The sequence below is a fragment of the Streptomyces sp. TAA040 genome (assembly GCF_000424845.1).
In genome coordinates this window covers 142,936-160,275 of record NZ_AUKR01000002.1, presented here as the reverse complement: position 1 = coordinate 160,275, position 17,340 = coordinate 142,936, and the positions used below count along the sequence as shown (strand labels likewise).

The 17,340-nt window shown below is 70.6% G+C and carries 15 protein-coding genes; 12 read left to right on the top strand and 3 right to left on the bottom strand.

All coding sequences use genetic code 11. From position 1 onward, the window contains the following. The first annotated feature begins 38 nt into the window (after positions 1-38). Positions 39-1,619, top strand: a complete 1,581-nt coding sequence (locus H300_RS0102765) for an acyl-CoA carboxylase subunit beta (RefSeq protein WP_028426203.1) — start codon at positions 39-41, stop codon at positions 1,617-1,619. Positions 1,620-1,879: 260 nt separating this feature from the next. Next, entirely contained in the window at positions 1,880-2,107 is a 228-nt protein-coding gene (locus H300_RS0102760) for an acyl-CoA carboxylase epsilon subunit (RefSeq protein WP_028426202.1), read from the top strand. Between the two features lie 118 nt (positions 2,108-2,225). Here H300_RS0102760 and H300_RS0102755 read toward each other — a convergent pair whose 3' ends face one another. Continuing rightward, the gene (locus tag H300_RS0102755) at positions 2,226-2,387 is read right to left on the bottom strand and encodes a hypothetical protein (RefSeq protein ID WP_486583504.1); all 162 of its coding nucleotides are present in this window, start codon (positions 2,385-2,387) and stop codon (positions 2,226-2,228) included. A 558-nt stretch (positions 2,388-2,945) separates the two neighbouring features. Between H300_RS0102755 and H300_RS0102750 the strand changes: the two genes are divergently transcribed. The 8 genes from H300_RS0102750 (at position 2,946) to H300_RS0102715 (ending at position 13,085) form a co-directional block, all read left to right on the top strand. After that, positions 2,946-6,455, top strand: coding sequence for a sensor histidine kinase (locus tag H300_RS0102750; RefSeq protein WP_028426200.1), 3,510 nt, complete (start codon positions 2,946-2,948; stop codon positions 6,453-6,455). 9 nt (positions 6,456-6,464) lie between these two features. After that, positions 6,465-6,878: a roadblock/LC7 domain-containing protein gene (locus tag H300_RS0102745; RefSeq protein ID WP_037978935.1), complete on the top strand. Its 414-nt coding sequence runs from the start codon at positions 6,465-6,467 to the stop codon at positions 6,876-6,878. Positions 6,879-6,943: 65 nt separating this feature from the next. After that, the gene (locus tag H300_RS0102740) at positions 6,944-7,357 is read left to right on the top strand and encodes a DUF742 domain-containing protein (RefSeq protein WP_028426198.1); all 414 of its coding nucleotides are present in this window, start codon (positions 6,944-6,946) and stop codon (positions 7,355-7,357) included. Further along, on the top strand, positions 7,338-7,937 hold the full coding sequence (locus H300_RS0102735; RefSeq protein WP_028426197.1) for a GTP-binding protein: 600 nt from the start codon (positions 7,338-7,340) through the stop codon (positions 7,935-7,937). Before H300_RS0102740 ends, H300_RS0102735 begins: the two co-directional genes overlap by 20 nt. 295 nt (positions 7,938-8,232) lie before the next feature. Further along, the gene (locus H300_RS0102730) at positions 8,233-11,448 is read left to right on the top strand and encodes a nitrate- and nitrite sensing domain-containing protein (RefSeq protein ID WP_028426196.1); all 3,216 of its coding nucleotides are present in this window, start codon (positions 8,233-8,235) and stop codon (positions 11,446-11,448) included. A 10-nt stretch (positions 11,449-11,458) separates the two neighbouring features. Beyond that, positions 11,459-11,872, top strand: coding sequence for a roadblock/LC7 domain-containing protein (locus H300_RS0102725; RefSeq protein WP_037978995.1), 414 nt, complete (start codon positions 11,459-11,461; stop codon positions 11,870-11,872). A gap of 117 nt (positions 11,873-11,989) precedes the next feature. Continuing rightward, entirely contained in the window at positions 11,990-12,526 is a 537-nt protein-coding gene (locus tag H300_RS0102720) for a DUF742 domain-containing protein (RefSeq protein WP_028426194.1), read from the top strand. Continuing rightward, positions 12,507-13,085, top strand: a complete 579-nt coding sequence (locus H300_RS0102715; RefSeq protein ID WP_028426193.1) for an ATP/GTP-binding protein — start codon at positions 12,507-12,509, stop codon at positions 13,083-13,085. Before H300_RS0102720 ends, H300_RS0102715 begins: the two co-directional genes overlap by 20 nt. A 326-nt stretch (positions 13,086-13,411) precedes the next feature. Here H300_RS0102715 and H300_RS31730 read toward each other — a convergent pair whose 3' ends face one another. Both H300_RS31730 and H300_RS31725 read right to left on the bottom strand, forming a co-directional pair. Then, the gene (locus H300_RS31730; RefSeq protein WP_199779119.1) at positions 13,412-14,266 is read right to left on the bottom strand and encodes a transposase; all 855 of its coding nucleotides are present in this window, start codon (positions 14,264-14,266) and stop codon (positions 13,412-13,414) included. Positions 14,267-14,404: 138 nt separating this feature from the next. Beyond that, a complete protein-coding gene (locus tag H300_RS31725; protein WP_199779118.1) occupies positions 14,405-14,686 on the bottom strand; it encodes a hypothetical protein in 282 nt (93 codons plus the stop codon). 304 nt (positions 14,687-14,990) lie between these two features. On the opposite strand from H300_RS31725, the gene H300_RS0102705 reads away from it, so the two are divergent. Both H300_RS0102705 and gltX read left to right on the top strand, forming a co-directional pair. Then, a complete protein-coding gene (locus tag H300_RS0102705; RefSeq protein ID WP_028426192.1) occupies positions 14,991-15,791 on the top strand; it encodes a fumarylacetoacetate hydrolase family protein in 801 nt (266 codons plus the stop codon). Next, entirely contained in the window at positions 15,784-17,277 is a 1,494-nt protein-coding gene (gene gltX / locus H300_RS0102700) for a glutamate--tRNA ligase (RefSeq protein ID WP_078515669.1), read from the top strand. The genes H300_RS0102705 and gltX overlap by 8 nt, the downstream gene beginning before the upstream one ends. The last annotated feature ends 63 nt before the right edge of the window (positions 17,278-17,340 follow it).

The window sequence follows — 17,340 nt, the reverse complement described above, 5'->3', positions numbered from 1 at the left end:
CGACACAGTTTCGGGCCGGGGTTTCGTAGGGTCTGTACATGACCGATCTGCCGCAGACCTCCGCCGCCACCGACGCGCGCGGGCGCACCGCTGAGCTGCACGCGATCCGCGAGGAAGTCCTGCGCGGGCCCGGCGAGCAGGCCACCGCCGCGCAGCACGGCCGGGGCAAGCTGACGGCCCGCGAGCGGATCGACCTCCTGCTGGATCCCGGCACCTTCCGCGAGGTCGAGCCGCTGCGCCGGCACCGCGCCACCGGCTTCGGACTGGAGAACAAGAAGCCGTACACCGACGGAGTGGTCACCGGTTGGGGCGCGGTGCACGGCCGGACGGTCTTCGTCTACGCCCACGACTTCCGGATCTTCGGCGGTGCGCTGGGGGAGGCGCACGCCACCAAGATCCACAAGATCATGGACATGGCCATCGCCGCCGGTGCCCCGCTGGTCTCGCTGAACGACGGGGCCGGCGCGCGGATCCAGGAGGGCGTCTCGGCCCTTGCCGGCTACGGAGGCATCTTCCAGCGCAACACCCGGGCATCCGGCGTCATCCCGCAGATCTCGGTGATGCTCGGCCCGTGCGCCGGCGGCGCGGCCTACTCCCCGGCGCTGACGGACTTCGTGTTCATGGTGCGGGAGACCTCGCAGATGTTCATCACCGGGCCGGACGTGGTGAAGGCGGTCACCGGCGAGGAGATCACCCAGAACGGCCTCGGCGGCGCGGACGTGCACGCGGGCACCTCGGGTGTCTCGCACTTCGCCTACGACGACGAGGAGACCTGCCTGGAGGAGGTCCGCTACCTGCTGTCGCTGCTGCCGCAGAACAACCGCGAGAACCCGCCGGGCGTGGCTTCCGAGGACCCCGCCGACCGCCGCTCCGACCAGCTCCTGGAGCTGGTGCCGGCCGACGGGAACCGCCCCTACGACATGCGCAAGGTGATCGAGGAGCTCGTCGACGACGGTGACTTCCTGGAGGTCCACGAGCGCTGGGCGGGCAACATCCTCTGTGTGCTGAGCCGGCTCGACGGCCAGGTGGTCGGCATCGTCGCCAACCAGCCGCAATCACTGGCCGGGGTGTTGGACATCGAGGCCTCGGAGAAGGCCGCACGCTTCGTTCAGATGTGCGACGCCTTCAACATCCCGATCGTCACGCTGCTGGATGTGCCCGGCTTCCTGCCGGGGGTGGACCAGGAGCACGGCGGAATCATCCGACACGGTGCCAAGCTGCTGTACGCGTACTGCAACGCCACCGTTCCGCGGATCTCGGTGGTGCTGCGCAAGGCCTACGGCGGTGCGTACATCGTGATGGACTCGCAGTCCATCGGTGCCGACCTCACCTACGCGTGGCCGACGAACGAGATCGCGGTGATGGGCGCCGAGGGTGCCGCCAACGTCATCTTCCGCAAGCAGATCGCCGCCGCCGACGATCCCGAGGCGATGCGCGCCCGCATGGTCAAGGAGTACAAGTCCGAGCTGATGCACCCCTACTACGCCGCGGAACGCGGTCTGGTCGACGACGTCATCGACCCGGCCGAGACCCGGGAGGTGCTGATCCGCTCGCTGGCGATGCTCCGCTCGAAGCACGCCGACCTGCCGTCGCGCAAGCACGGGAACCCGCCGCAGTGAGCCGCACGGAGGCCCGGCCGGCAGGAGGCACCGGCGCCCTGACGCGAATCCGCCACGATTCCTAGCAGAATCCGCACCGGATCGTCGCATAGCCTCGCAGCCCGTCCGAGCAGCCCGTCCGAGCAGCCCGTCTGAGCAGCCCGTCCGAGCAGCCCGTCCGAGCAGCCCGTCCGAGCAGCCCGTCCGAGCAGCCCTCCGCGGGACCGGTGGAGAGCACCGAACCCCGGGCCGCGGTCCCATCGCAGTGAGTGGAGTCAGTTGTGAGCACCTCCGAGGACTCGTCCCCCGCCGGCAGCACCGGCCTCGTCCGTGTCGAGAAGGGAGCGGCCAGCGTCGAGGAGCTCGCGGCCGTCACCGCCCTGCTGCTGGCCCGGGCCGGCAGCGCGCAGCACGGCGCGACACCGCCGCGCCCCCGGCGCTCGACCGCCGGGTGGCGCCGTCTGGAGCGCACCCCCGGATTCCGCGCCCCGCACAGCTGGCAGGGCTGAGCCGCCGGGCCGAGCGGCGGGAGCGGGCCGGCCCGTCCGGACACAGCGGGAGGGCCCACACGCCCTGACGGCGTGCGGGCCCTCCCGCTGTGTCCGGTTCCCGCGCAACCCGCCGGTGTCAGCTGCCCGCGGGCGCCTCCATCAGGACGGTGCGCCGGGGGTTGGCGGTCGCCTGCGGGAGCGCGGCGGTGTGTTCGCGCTGCTGCGCCGACGCGGGGCCGTCCTCGGCGTCGACGAGGTCGGTCAGCGTGGTCCGCCGCGGGTTCGCTGTGCTCTGCATGCTCATGGTGGTCTTCACGGAGAGTGCGCCTCTTGTCCATTCCGTACGCGGTCTTGATCCTGAGAGTAGAAGGGCTTTCCCATCTGTTGGCTCGCACAGACAGCTGAAACCCTGTGATTTTGCTCACCCAGTACCGGACAAAAGCGACATAGTGCCGACTCGGCGTGTTTGTGAAATTCGGACATTAACGGACCGAACCCCAGGTTCCGCTCGGTGGGTACCCCGGATGGGCGGCTCGCACGAGTGGTCGAATCGCGGGCGAAAGTCCGGTATGGGGGTGGTTGGCATCCACGACCTGTGACCCGGTACCTCCGCAGCGTCACACATCTCGCGGGAGACCCCACGGCCCTTGTTGGAGATCCCGCTCTGTGCTGGAATCTCACGGACCGCCGCAGGTACATCAGCCGGCGCGTGTGGGGGCGCAGAGCAGCGCCGCGCGGCGGTGCATGTCGATCGCGCCGGTCGCTCACGACCGTTGGGGCGGTTACGAACTGTCCTGACTCAATACCGTCTCCTCGTTAGCGCGGGGAGACGCCTGGTCCAGAGGTTGCGACGCTAGTGCAGGGACGTTTCAAGAGGGATGGCAGCGCTGCGGGGGACCCGGAGCTGCGCGGGGCGACCGACCGCGGCTCCTCTCCCCAGCGCGCGCAGGAGAGCGAGCTGTCGGCGGATCGCGGCGCCACGGGAGCCGACGGGCAGCCCGACGCCGACGCGAAGGGCGGTGGCGGCGGCAAGTCGCCGAGCGCGCCGGGATCGCGGCTCGCGCTGCGCAACTGGCGCATCAGCACCCGGCTGGTCTCCCTGCTCGCGCTCCCGGTGGTGGCGGCGACCACGCTGGGCGCCTTCCGGATCGCCGACGCGACGGGCGAGGTCGAGCAGCTCGAGAACATGAAGCTGCTCACCGAGATGACCGAGCAGGCCACGGAGCTGGCCGCCGCGCTCCAGGAGGAGCGCGACCGCTCGGCCGGCCCGATGACCGCGACCGGCAACGCCAAGAACGACGCGGTCGTCGGCCCCCGTGAGGAGACCGACGAGGCCAAGGAGTCGTTCAACGAGGCGACCGGCGGTCTGACCGCGGACGGCGACGAACTGCTCATCGGCGTGCAGTCGACGATCATCGACATCGGCCGCCAGCTCAACACCATCAAGAACATCCGTGAGCGGGCGTACGAGAACCCCGACAACATCGCCGAGACGGTCGGCGACTACAACCAGCTCATCGAGTCGCTGCTCGCCCTCTCCCAGGACATGGCGCAGGCCACGAGCAACACCGACATGATCCGCAGCACCCGTGCGCTCGCGGCGTTCTCCACCGCCAAGGAGTACGCGTCCATCCAGCGCGCGGTGATCAGCGCCGGCCTGGCGCCGGAGGACGGACCGGAGCTCTCCGAGAACGACCGGCGCTACGGCAAGAACGCGAACGAGAACGAGCGCGCGTTCCTGAACCGTTTCAACGTCATCTACGGGCCGGAGCGGGCGACCGAGCTCACCGAGCCGCTGGACGGCGGCATCGTCAACATCACCTCGGCCAACGAGTACGCCTCCCGGGTCTTCAAGAGCCCCGAGGGGATCAAGGCCGAGACGCGTTCCTATCTGGACTGGTACGACCAGGACCGCACGAAGATCGACGAGATGAGCAAGATCGAGAAGACCTTGCTCACCCAGATGGAGCAGCAGGCCCAGGAGCTGCGCTCCGAGGCGCAGCAGGACGCCCTGTTCAACGGCGCGGTCATCCTGCTGGTGCTGGGCATCTCACTGGTCGGCGCGTTCGTGGTGGCCCGCTCCATGGTCAGCTCGCTGCGGCGGCTCCAGAACACCGCCCAGGACGTTGCCCGCAACCGGCTGCCCGAGCTGGTCCGCCAGCTCTCCGAGACCGACCCGCAGGAGGTCGACACCACCGTCAGGTCGGTCGGTGTGCACAGCCTGGACGAGATCGGCAAGGTCGCCTCCGCGTTCGACGACGTCCACCGTGAGGCGGTCCGCCTCGCCGGCGACCAGGCGCTGCTGCGGGGCAACGTCAACGCGATGTTCACCAACCTCTCCCGCCGCAGCCAGGGCCTGATCCAGCGCCAGCTCTCGCTCATCTCCGAACTGGAGTCCCGCGAGGCCGACCCGGACCAGCTCTCCTCGCTGTTCAAGCTGGACCACCTCGCCACCCGTATGCGCCGGAACGGCGAGAACCTCCTCGTCCTCGCGGGTGAGGAGCCGGGCCGCCGGTGGACCCGGCCGGTCCCGCTGGTCGACGTCCTGCGCGCCGCCGCCTCCGAGGTGGAGCAGTACGAGCGGATCGAACTCAGCTCGGTGCCGCCCACCGAGGTCGCCGGGCGCGTCGTCAACGACCTCGTCCACCTGCTGGCCGAGCTGCTGGAGAACGCCACCTCCTTCTCCTCGCCACAGACCAAGGTCAAGGTCACCGGCCACGCTCTGCCCGACGGTCGGGTCCTGGTCGAGATCCACGACACCGGCATCGGGCTCTCGCCCGAGGACCTGGCGGCGATCAACGACCGGTTGGCCAACCCGCCGACCGTGGACGTCTCCGTCTCCCGCCGGATGGGCCTGTTCGTGGTCGGCCGCCTGTCGCTGCGGCACGGCATCCGGATCCAGCTCCGCCCGTCCGACTCCGGCGGCACCACCGCGCTGGTCATGCTGCCGGTGGAGGTCGCCCAGGGCGCAGGCCACCCCGGCCGGCCCAAGCAGGACGCGCCGGCCGCGACGCTCAAGCGCGAGCCCAAGCCACCGGGCGCCCAGGCGTCCGCCGGCAGCCGCCTCGGCGGGTTGCCGACGCGCAGTCAGATGCCGGGCAGCGCCCCCCGGCCGGCGCTGCCCGGCAACGGGGGCCCCGGCGACAACGGCCGAGGCCCCGGCGCGGGAGCGCCCCCGCCCCCGCGCCCCGCACCGGCCGCCCCCGCCCAGCAGGGTCCGCCGCGAGGTGCTCCGCAGCCCGCGGGCTCGGGTACCGGACGTCGCCCGCAGCTGCCGCGCAACGACGCACCCGGCGGGGCGCTTCCCGGCCGCGGCAACGGCCCGCAGCCGGGCCAGGGCGGGACGTCCGACCAGGGCAGGCCCCGGCCGAGCTGGGCGGGCAGCAGGGAGGAGCGGATACCCGGCGCGAGGGACGGTGCCGACCTGCCCCGCGGGCACGAGGACCCCGAGTCCACCGGAGAGTTCGCCCGCCCCGGCTTCACCGGCGCGACCAGCGGCCCGGGACGTCCGAACCAGGGCCGGCCGGGGCGTCCCGGCGGTCCCGGGGGCTATGACACCGGCTCCTACCCCGCGCTGAACCAGTGGCAGGGGCAGAACGACCCGAACAGCTACGACACCGGCTCGTACCCGCAGCCCGGTTACCAGGGTGTTCCCGGCGACGCCGGACACTCCGGCGACCCGAACAGCTACGACACCGGTTCCTACCCCGTCCAGAACCCGCAGCAGGGGTACCAGGGCACCTACGACACGGGTTCCGACCCCGCTGCCGCCGGGCCGCCGGCTCGCCGGGACGACACGTCGGAACTCGACTACCCGGTCGCGCCCGCGTCGTCCACCGAGACCCGGACCCCCATCTTTGAGGAGATGGAGACCAGTTGGTTCTCCTCCCGGACCCAGCGCGGTCCGCAGGCACCGGCTCCCGAGCCGCCGCCCACGGCCACGCAAGCGCCCGCCGTCCCGATGCCGCGTCCCGGACGGGCCGCCTCGGCGGTCCCGCCCGCTCCACAGCGACCGGTGTCCGGCGGCGGCGAGCCCGGTGGGGCACCCGTCAGCAACGGTGCCGGGGAATGGCAGGCCTCGCCGAACGACGAGCGCTGGCGCAGGGCGGAACGGCTGCGGGAGCCCGCAGCCGGCGGGGTGACCACCTCGGGTCTGCCGCGCCGGGTCCCGCGCGCCAACCTGGTCGCGGGCACCGCCCAGACACAGGAGCCCACGCGCACCGGACCCCAGGTCTCCCGCGCACCCGCCGACGTCCGCGGTCGGCTGACCAACCTCCGGCGTGGCATCCAGCAGGGCCGACAGGCCGGCGGCGGTCCCGGCGGCAACGATCAGGGCTTCGGCCCGACCTACCAGCAGGAGCGTTAGTTGAGTCCGATGAGCCAGGCGGCGCAGAATCTGAACTGGTTGATCACCAACTTTGTGGAGAACACCCCGGGGGTGTCGCACACGGTGGTGGTTTCCGCCGACGGCCTTCTTCTGGCGATGTCGGAGGGTTTCCCGCGCGACCGTGCCGATCAGCTGGCGGCGGTCGCGTCGGGACTGACCTCGCTGACGCAGGGGGCCTCGCGCATTTTCGAGGGCGGTGCGGTGAACCAGACGGTGGTGGAGATGGAGCGCGGCTTCCTCTTCATCATGTCGGTCTCGGACGGCTCGTCTCTGGCCGTTCTCGCACACCCGGACGCCGACATCGGTCTGGTGGGTTACGAGATGGCTCTGCTGGTGGACCGGGCCGGTACGGTTCTGACCCCGGACCTCCGAGCCGAGCTGCAAGGAAGCCTCCTCGGCTGACCCTCGCTCCCCCACATGAGCACTACAGTCCGCCTCGCCGACCTCATGCCTCGTCCGGAGGAGCCATGACCACCCCGCCCGCCTCACCCGGCCCGTACGGTGCCCCGAACCACCACGCACCGTACGAGAACGAGGGCGATCAGCCGCTCGTGCGCCCGTACGCCATGACGGGCGGCCGCACCCGGCCGCGCTACCAGTTGGCGATCGAGGCGTTGGTCAGCACCAGCGCCGACCCGGGGCAGCTCCAGGGTCTGCTTCCCGAGCACCAGCGCATCTGCCACCTCTGCCGCGAGGTGAAGTCGGTCGCGGAGGTCTCCGCCCTGCTCGCCATCCCGCTCGGTGTCGCCCGGATCCTGGTCGCCGACCTCGCCGAGGCCGGGATGGTCGCCATCCACCAGCCCGGCGGCAACAGCGAGCCCGGTGGCGCGCCGGATGTGACTCTGCTCGAAAGGGTGCTCAGTGGACTTCGCAAGCTCTAGCTCCCCGTCGTCGCGGAGCGCGGACGCACCGCGGTCGGCGACCTCCGCGAAGATCGTGGTGGCAGGTGGCTTCGGTGTGGGCAAGACGACCTTTGTGGGCGCCGTCTCGGAGATCAACCCGCTGCGCACCGAGGCGGTCATGACGTCCGCGTCCGCGGGCATCGACGACCTCACGCACGCCGGGGGCAAGACCACCACCACGGTGGCGATGGACTTCGGCCGCATCACCCTTGACTATGACCTGATCCTGTACCTCTTCGGTACGCCGGGGCAGGACCGGTTCTGGTTCATGTGGGACGACCTGGTGCGTGGTGCGATCGGGGCGGTGGTCCTGGTGGACACCCGCCGGCTCGCCGACTGCTTCCCGGCCGTCGACTACTTCGAGAACAGCAGCCTGCCGTTCGTGGTGGCGCTGAACGGCTTCGACGGCCAGCAGCCGTACAAGCCCGAAGAGGTCAGGGAGGCCCTGCAGATCGGGCCCGACACCCCGATCATCGCCACCGACGCCCGGCACCGCGGTGACGCCAAGGGTGCGCTCATCACGCTGGTCGAGCACGCTCTGCTGGCCCGACTGCGCTGAACGACCTCCGGCAGGCCGCGTGCGACGCGTCCCGCCGGAGGCTTCATAACATTTCGACAGAGAATAAAGGCGAACTCCTCACGGATGGCGATCGCTCCACTGCACTCCGTGCGGTAATCGTTGTCCATTTGCCACCGCGCGGCCGCAATGTCCGTTTCGCCGGGTGCTCCCCGGAGGGTGGTGTCCCGCATTCAAGTGTTTGGAAAGCACCCGGTCGGCGTGCTGCAATCGCTGAACTCAGCAGTAATGGCGGCACGTCGACGACGAAGGTGCCCACGCCGAGAGGTCTGGTCGAGTGAGGCGAAGCAAGACGGCATCCCCGCCGCCGGAGTCGCGGGGCAATTTCACGCCGCCGCGCGCTGCGGTCGGCGGCCAGGGTTCCGCTGAACCTGTTCCTGCCGCCAAGCCGGGCAGCGACAGCAGATTCGCGGTCCGGAACTGGCGGGTCGCCACTCGGCTGAACGCGATCCTGCTCATCCCGGTGCTCGTCGCCCTCGTCTTCGGAGGCTTCAGGGTCGAGAGCTCCCTCTCCACTCTGAGCGAGGCGCAGGACGCGGAACGCACCGCCGAGGTCGTCCGCGCTGCCTCCGCCTACTCCCACGCTCTGCTGGATGAGCGTGACCGGACCGTCGGCCCCCTGCTGCGGGGGGAGGCGGACGCTTCCGAGATCACCGAGGCCCGCGCCGCCACCGACGAGGCGCAGACCGCCTTCCGCGAGGCGGCGGAACGGGCCCCGGGGACCCCGAGCCTCACCCGCCGGCTCAACTCGATCGAGAGCGTGCAGCCCAAGCTCGCCACGCTGCGGCAGGCCGCGTACACCGACCGCTTCGGCGGGGTCCAGACGGAACTCGGTTACGTCGAGCTCCAGCACCCGCTGATGAACCTCTCGAACGAACTCGGTCTGGGCACCGGCAACGTCACGTCCTACGGCCGGACCGTGTACGCGATCTCGCTGGCCAAGGCCGCCGAGTCCCTGACAAGGTCGCTCGGCACCCACCTGCTGGTCGATCCCGGGCCGAGCGAGGAGGAGCGGCAGGAGCAGCTCACCGCCTTCCAGTCCTACGCCTACCTGGAGAACATCGCGCTCAGTGAGTTCCTCTCCGCCGGCACGCAGGAGGACGCCGACCGGCTCCGCTCCGACATGCGCGAGCTGGAGGCGTCGGCCAAGGAGGAGCTGGACTCGGCGCGCTCCCAGGCCGAGGCGGCCGGTCAGGACTTCGTCGCGCCGCCGGCGATGGACGGCATGATCGAGCGGATCGGCTCCGGTATCGAGCCCGAGACGCTCGCCGCGCAGGGCATCACCGCCGACGTGTGGTTCCGGACGGCGACCGGCAAGTTCGAGACCTACCGCGGCATCGAGGAGGACCTCACCGGCCGCGCGGTCACCGAGGCCCGGGAGATCGCCGCCGATGCGAAGCGCGACGCGATCGTGAACTCCGCCGTCGTCCTGGCGGCACTGCTGATCGCCTTCGTGATCGCGGCCCTGATGGCCCGGACCATGAGCCGCAGCATGAACAGGTTGCGCACCGCCGCCTTCGACGTCGCCGAGCAGCGCCTGCCGGCCCTGGTCGACCAGCTCTCCCGTACCGAACCGGGCCGGGTGGACACCTCGGTGCGCCCCATCCCGATCGACACCCGCGACGAGATCGGCGAGGTCGCCCGCGCCTTCGACCAGGTGCACCGCGAGGCAGTCCGGCTCGCGGCCGAGCAGGCGCTCCTGCGGGGCAACGTCAACGCCATCTTCACCAACCTCTCCAGCCGTAACCAGGGCCTCATCGAGCGCCAGCTCGGACTGATCACCGGGCTGGAGAACAACGAGTCCGACCCGGACCAGTTGCAGAGCCTCTTCCAGCTCGACCACCTCGCGACGCGGATGCGGCGCAACGGCGACAACCTCCTCGTCCTCGCGGGCGAGGGGCAGGGCCGCCGCTGGAACCGGCCGATCCCGCTGGTCGACGTGCTGCGGGCCGCGACCTCCGAGGTGGAGCAGTACGAGCGCATCGCGGTCAGCGGGGTCCCGGAGAGCGAGATCCACGGCGCCGTCGTCACCGACCTGGTGCATCTGCTGGCCGAGCTGCTGGAGAACGCGACCTCTTTCTCCTCCCCGCAGACCAAGGTGCAGGTCACCGCCACCCGGTTGCCCGACGGCCGGGTGATGATCGAGATCCACGACAAGGGCATCGGGCTCACCGCCGAGGACTTCGCGGACATCAACCACAAGCTGGCCGATCCGCCCACGGTCGATGCGGCCGTCTCGCAGCGGATGGGCCTCTACGTGGTCGGCAGGCTCGCCGACCGGCACGGCATCCGGGTCCAGCTCCGCCCCTCGGGAGAGCAGGCGGGCACCACCTCCCTGGTCATGCTGCCCGAGGGCATCACCCACGGTGGCGGCGAGGACAGCGACCCCGAGGACTTCACGGTCTCGCGGATCGTCGAGGAGCCGGAAGGGCTCCGGCCCGCGGCGCCGCTGCCGCCCGGCCACGCCGGCCGTCCGACGGCCGCCGAACTGGGTTTCGACGACTCGCGCTACGGGCCCGTCGAGGTCCCGGACGACGCGTCCTCGCTGGTGCCCGGCGGCGACCCGGACCGGGGGACCGACCGGTTCGACGGCTTCGACGAGTCCGCCCGCCGGAACGCGTACGATCCGCAGATCGCCGCGCAGGAGCCGCCGGGCGGCGCGGAGAGTGCCGTCGGGCAGCCGGACCCCGGCGTCGAGGCCGGCCCGTACCAGCAGGGTGGCTACGCCGATCCCGGCTTCGAGGGGCAGGGGTCCGAGGGGCAGGGGTCCGAGCCGGACCCCTACGCCAACACCGGCTGGATCGAGGAGGCCTACCCGCGGGGAGCGGGTACCGGTCCTACCGTGCCGGAGTACCCGCAGCAGACCTATCCGGACCAGGTCCCCCCGCGGAGCGTCGGCCCGCAGGACGGCTTCCCGCAGTCCCCGCACGAGCCCGTCCAGGGCGGTCCCTGGACGGCAGGGAGCGCTGAGCAGACGCCGCCCGGTGGTCAACCGGAATCCGGACAGCAGGGTCCCGCGAGCGGCCGGGACCGCGTAGGCTTCGGTGGGCCAGGGTCCGCACCGAGCGGTCAGTCCCCGGTGGTCGGCGCGGGTCCGCCGCGACAGGACCAGTGGGACGGACTGCCCGAGCACCCGGGTACTCCGCAGCAGCAGTCGCAACCGGAATCCTCGGACTCCGGGGGCGGCGCACCCGACTGGCGCTCCGCGAACGATCAGCGCCGACTGCGGGCCGAGCAGGTCCGGGACCCCAAGGCAGGCGGGGTCACCGGTTCCGGCCTGCCCCGCCGGGTGCCCAGAGCCAATCTGGTCGAGGGCGCAGCGGAACAGACCCCACAGGGGGGTCCTCAGGTCTCCCGCTCCCCGGAAGACGTGCGGGGCAGGTTGAGCAACCTGCACCGAGGCGTCCGCCGGGGGCGCGCGGGCCGCCGGGACGCCACCCGAAATGACCGACCGGGCTTCGGCCCCAGCAGCACCTACGATCAGGAGCGTTAGTGTGAGCCCGATGAGCCAGGCGGCGCAGAACCTGAATTGGCTGATCACCAACTTTGTGGAGAACACCCCGGGGGTGTCGCACACGGTGGTGGTTTCCGCCGACGGCCTTCTTCTGGCGATGTCGGAGGGTTTCCCGCGTGACCGTGCCGATCAGTTGGCAGCGGTCGCGTCGGGACTGACCTCCTTGACGCAGGGAGCTTCGCGCATTTTCGAGGGCGGAGTGGTGAACCAGACGGTGGTGGAGATGGAGCGCGGCTTCCTCTTCATCATGTCCATCTCGGACGGCTCCTCGCTGGCCGTTCTCGCACACCCGGACGCCGACATCGGTCTGGTGGGTTACGAGATGGCTCTCCTGGTGGACCGGGCCGGTACGGTTCTCACTCCGGACCTCCGAGCCGAACTTCAAGGAAGCCTTCTCAACTAGCAAACAGACAGTGCGTTTTGCGTCCCCGCGCCATAAAGTGCGGGGACGTGGTGTCGGTCGGAGTCAACGCACGACCCAACCTGGTGGTCTCCCAAGTCGGTAGTCGGAGGAGGAATCGTGGTCACGCCCCCCGGGGGTCCGTACGGCAACGAGCAGCAGCCGCCAAGCGACCCGCCCTACCAGCGTTTCAACTTCCCCTCGGCGCCGAGCCACCAACAGCGCCGGGAACCGCCGCCCGCCCCGGAGTCACGGCACCGCGGCCGGGCCGAGGCGGGGCGCGACCGGCCAAAGGCCGAACAGGAACACGACGAGCCCCAGCAACTGGTGCGCCCGTACGCAATGACCGGCGGCCGTACGCGGCCGCGGTACCAGCTCGCCATCGAGGCACTGGTGCATACCACGGCGGCTTCCGCCCAGCTCCAGGGGCAGCTCCCGGAGCACCAGCGGATCTGCCGGCTGTGCTACGAGATCAAGTCGGTTGCCGAGATCTCCGCACTGCTTTCCATCCCCCTCGGCGTTGCCCGGATTCTCGTCGCTGATCTCGCCGAGGCCGGACTCGTCGCCATTCACCAGCCCGGCGGCGACGAGACCGCCGGCGGACAACCAGATGTGACACTGCTCGAAAGGGTGCTCAGTGGACTTCGCAAGCTCTAGCGGTGCGGCCCGCTCCACCACCTCCGCGAAGATCGTGGTGGCGGGTGGCTTCGGCGTGGGCAAGACGACCTTTGTGGGCGCCGTCTCGGAGATCAACCCGCTGCGTACCGAAGCTGTCATGACGTCCGCGTCCGCGGGCATCGATGACCTCACGCACACCGGGGGCAAGACCACCACCACGGTGGCGATGGACTTCGGCCGCATCACCCTTGACCAGGACCTGATCCTGTACCTCTTCGGTACGCCGGGGCAGGACCGGTTCTGGTTCATGTGGGACGACCTGGTGCGTGGTGCGATCGGGGCGGTGGTCCTGGTGGACACCCGCCGGCTCGCCGACTGCTTCCCGGCCGTCGACTACTTCGAGAACAGCGGATTGCCCTTCGTGATCGCCCTCAACGGGTTCGACGGCCACCAGCCGTACAACCCGGAGGAGGTCAGGGAGGCCCTGCAGATCGGGCCCGACACCCCGATCATCACGACCGACGCCCGGCACCGCGGTGACGCCAAGAGCGCGCTCATCACGCTCGTCGAGCACGCCCTCATGGCCCGTCTGAGGTAACCGGCAGGCGCCTACCGGCCCCGCCGCCCGCGGTGCTCCGGTGACGACGCCCTCCGTGTGCGCTGCCCGGCCCCTGCCACGGGGACCGGGCAGCACACATGTCCGGTGCCGTACGGGTCCCGGGCCGTCCGCCGCGGGATTCGTACCCGGGCGCCCTTGGCCTTGATCCGCCGACGTGGTCTGGAAGTGATCTTCTGATGGGTTGTGGGTGGGATCTTCGGGTGTGGGCCGGTTGCGGGTAGGGGGTATCTGCTGGTCTGTCCGGCTTTTCCGCAGGTGGTTCCGGTCGGGCCCTCGCGGGCGGGGGTGGATCAGGGCTGTCGGCGTCAGCCTGCGGGGCCGTGGGCGGTGTCGAAGAGATGCGTCCAGAAGAGATGCGTCCAGGGGTGCTGCCAGGGCCAGTTGTGCGGTAGGTGCAGGGTGGTGTGCCTGGCGGAGCGGGCGGTGCGGGCCGGGACCTGGACCAGGTGGGTGCGCGACGTGGCTGTGGTGGCTCTGGTGTGGAACGCGGAGGCCAGCGTGCGGGTGGCGCGTAGCAGGTTGTAGGTCGTCGCCCACAGGGTGGGCCAGGTGGCGTTGGCGTGGAGGTGCCCGGAGGGCAGGTGGGCCGGGGCTGAGGCTTTGCTGTCCGCGATGACCTGTTCGGCCACGGCGTGGTGGCGGTGTTCCCGCTCGGCCCGGAGTGTTTCGGCGGGCTGGTCGGTGAGGAACGGGTGGTAGCGCCAGACGGGGAACAGTTCGCCCTGCTCACCCACGACGGCGGGTTTGGCCAGGTCGCGGACGCGGCGGGCGATCAGGCGGGCGGTGACCCGCTCTGCTTTCCTGCGGCTGGCGAACGCGGTGTAGGCGGGTGTTGCGGCGACGGCGGCGTCGGAGATGGGCTCGCCGGTGTCGGGGTCGGGCACGGCGGTGGGGTAGGTGATCTGCTGCCATGCCTGGTCGGGGATGGCAAGGACGGCTCTGTTGATGGAGGGGTTCATGCCGGTGGTGAGTGAGAAATGGGCTCCGGCCCGGCGGCAGGTGGCGATCAGGTCGGCGTGGTAGAACTGCGCGTCCGCGCGCAGGATGCGGGTGCCGGTGCAGCCGGCCTCGGCGGCGGTGGCGAGGGCTTCACTGACGAATTTCGGGGCTCCGCGGAAGTCGGCGGCCTTGCCGCGGCGCATCCGTACCGTGGCGATCACCGGCCTCGATTGGGGGTGCTGATCGTGGCGAGCAGGGGGTGCAGGGTGCGGATGCCTTTGAACCGGCCGTACTCGGCGTCCTGTTTGGTCCGTCCGTAGACCCGTTTGTGGGTGGAGGCGACATCGATGAACGCCCTCTCACCGGCACCCGGGCAGCAGCGGGGTCTGCGCGGCCAGTTCCGCAAGGAATCTCCGGTGCACGGCGTGGAGTGGGAGAGCATGGCCGCGGGTGAACGCGCGCAGGAAGATGCCCTGTGTGGACGGGGTACGCACACCTCCGAACACGGCCGGCATCGCACCGTGCCGCAGGACGTCCAGGTCGTCGGTGCTGTCCGCACCCGCCGCCATCCCGGCCACGATGCTGGTGACCTTTGGGTCCGCAGCCGCACCCGCCCCGTTCGCCGCCCCGGTCAGCTTCACCCTCTCCGCCACCAGCCGCGAAAGACCGCACCGCTCGGCCAGCCGCATCAGCGGACCAGCCCTGCGTGCGCGATCAGATTCGAGTCGTCGAACGCAGCGGAGACTGCCGCTGGGGTATGGGAAACTCTCATCTACGAGGTGCCTTGCTGATCGTGTGTGCTGGAAGCGTGAGAACTCCCGTCATCGCAGGTCAGCAGGCACCTCTCTTCGATCCTCCATCCACAGGACACAACCCGGCCGGTGGATCAAGGCTTAGGCTGGAGCGTCAACTCCTCCAGCCAACCGAAGAAGGGCAACGCATCCCGTGCGCATCGCCAGATTCTCCGTCGACGGCAACGTGGCGTTCGGCGTCATCGAAGGGGGGGCCGAGGCCCCCGACAACTCGGGCAGCACCGAGGGCCTCGTCCTGGACATCATCAAGGGCCATCCGTTCGGCGACTTCGAGCGCTCCGGCCAGCGGATCCCGCTCGACAAGGTGCGGCTGCTGCCGCCCGTACTGCCGAACAAGGTGATCGGGGTCGGCCGGAACTACACCGACCACGCGAAGGAGCTGGGGAACACCGTCCCCGAGGCGCCGGTGGTCTTCTTCAAGCCCTCCACCTCGGTGATCGGCCCCGGCGACCCCATCGCGTACCCGTCCTTCTCGCAGGAGGTCCACTACGAGGCCGAGCTGGCCGTGGTTATCGGGCGGATGTGCAGCCAGGTGCCCCGGGAGCGGGCCCGGGAGGTCGTCCTCGGCTACACCTGCGCCAACGACGTCACCGCCCGGGACGTCCAGCACCGCGAGGAGCAGTGGGCCCGTGCCAAGGGCTTCGACGGGTCCTGCCCGCTCGGTCCCTGGATCGAGACCGAGGTCGACCCCGCGGACCTGGCGCTCATGTGCACCGTCAACGGCGAGCAGCGGCAGCTGGGCCGTACGGGCGAGATGGCCCGGTCCGTCGAGGACCTCATCGTGCACATCACCGAGGCCATGACGCTGCTCCCCGGCGACGTCGTCCTCACCGGCACCCCCGCGGGTGTCGGACCGCTCCATGTCGGCGACGAGGTCGCCGTCACCATCGAAGGCATCGGCTCTCTCACCAACAAGGTGATCACGCGTGGCTAGCGCAGCATCCCCCGCCGTAGTGCGGGTACGTTTCTGTCCGTCGCCGACCGGCAACCCCCATGTGGGCCTGGTGCGCACGGCACTCTTCAACTGGGCGTTCGCCCGTCACCACGGCGGCACCCTGGTGTTCCGGATCGAGGACACCGACGCGGCCCGGGACTCCGAGGAGTCCTACCAGCAGCTGCTGGACTCGCTGCGCTGGCTCGGCCTGGACTGGGACGAGGGGCCCGAGGTGGGCGGTCCGCACGCCCCCTACCGGCAGTCCGAGCGGATGGACCGCTACGCCGAGGTGGCCGCGACCCTGCTCGACGGCGGCCACGCCTACCGCTGCTACTGCACCGCCGAGGAGCTGGAGGCCCGCCGGGACGCCGCGCGGGCGGCCGGCCGCCCCTCGGGGTACGACGGCACCTGCCGCACGCTGACGCCGGAGCAGGTCGCCGCACACGAGGCGGCCGGTCGGACGTCGATCGTCCGTTTCCGGATGCCGGACGAGCCGATCACCTTCACCGACCTGGTGCGCGGCGAGATGACCTTCTCCCCCAAGGACGTGCCGGACTTCGGCATCGTCCGGGCGAACGGCGCGCCGCTGTACACGCTGGTCAACCCGGTCGACGACGCGCTCATGGAGATCACCCACGTGCTGCGCGGCGAGGACCTGCTCTCCTCTACCCCGCGGCAGATCGCGCTCTACCGCGCGCTCGCGGAGATCGGTGTGGGCAACGGCTCGGTGCCGCACTTCGGCCATCTGCCGTACGTCATGGGGGAGGGCAACAAGAAGCTCTCCAAGCGGGACCCGCAGTCCTCGCTCAACCTCTACCGGGAGCGGGGCTTCCTGCCGGAGGGTCTGCTCAACTACCTCTCGCTGCTGGGCTGGTCGATCGCCGAGGACCGGGACGTCTTCTCGCTCGCCGAGATGGCGGAGGCCTTCGACATCCACGCGGTCAACGCCAATCCGGCACGCTTCGACCTGAAGAAGGCCGAGGCGATCAACGCCACCCATCTGCGCGAGCTGCCGGTGGCGGAGTTCGCCGCCGCCTGTGCGCCGTGGCTGCGTGCCCCGCATGCGCCCTGGCGTCCGGAGGCGTTCGACCAGGCGGCCTTCGACGCGCTGGCGCCACTGGCTCAGACCCGGCTCACCGTGCTGTCGGAGATCACCGCCAACGTGGACTTCCTCTTCCTGGACGAGCCCGCGGTCGACGAGGCGTCGTGGGCCAAGGCGATGAAGCCCGGCGCCGACGCGCTGCTGCGCACGGCGCGCGCGGGGCTGGCGGACGCCGAGTGGGCGGCCGAGCCGCTGAAGGCCGCGGTACTGGCCGCGGGGGAGGCGCACGGCCTCAAGCTTGGCAAGGCCCAGGCGCCGGTGCGGGTCGCCGTGACCGGCCGCACCGTCGGACTGCCGCTGTTCGAGTCGCTGGAGACCCTGGGCCGCGACGGCACGCTGACCCGGATCGACGCGGCGCTCAAGACGCTGGAGCAGCAGGCCTGACGGTACGGGCCCCTTCCGTCCGCCGGCCGGACGGGCGGGGCCCGAGCCCGTTTTGGAGCACCG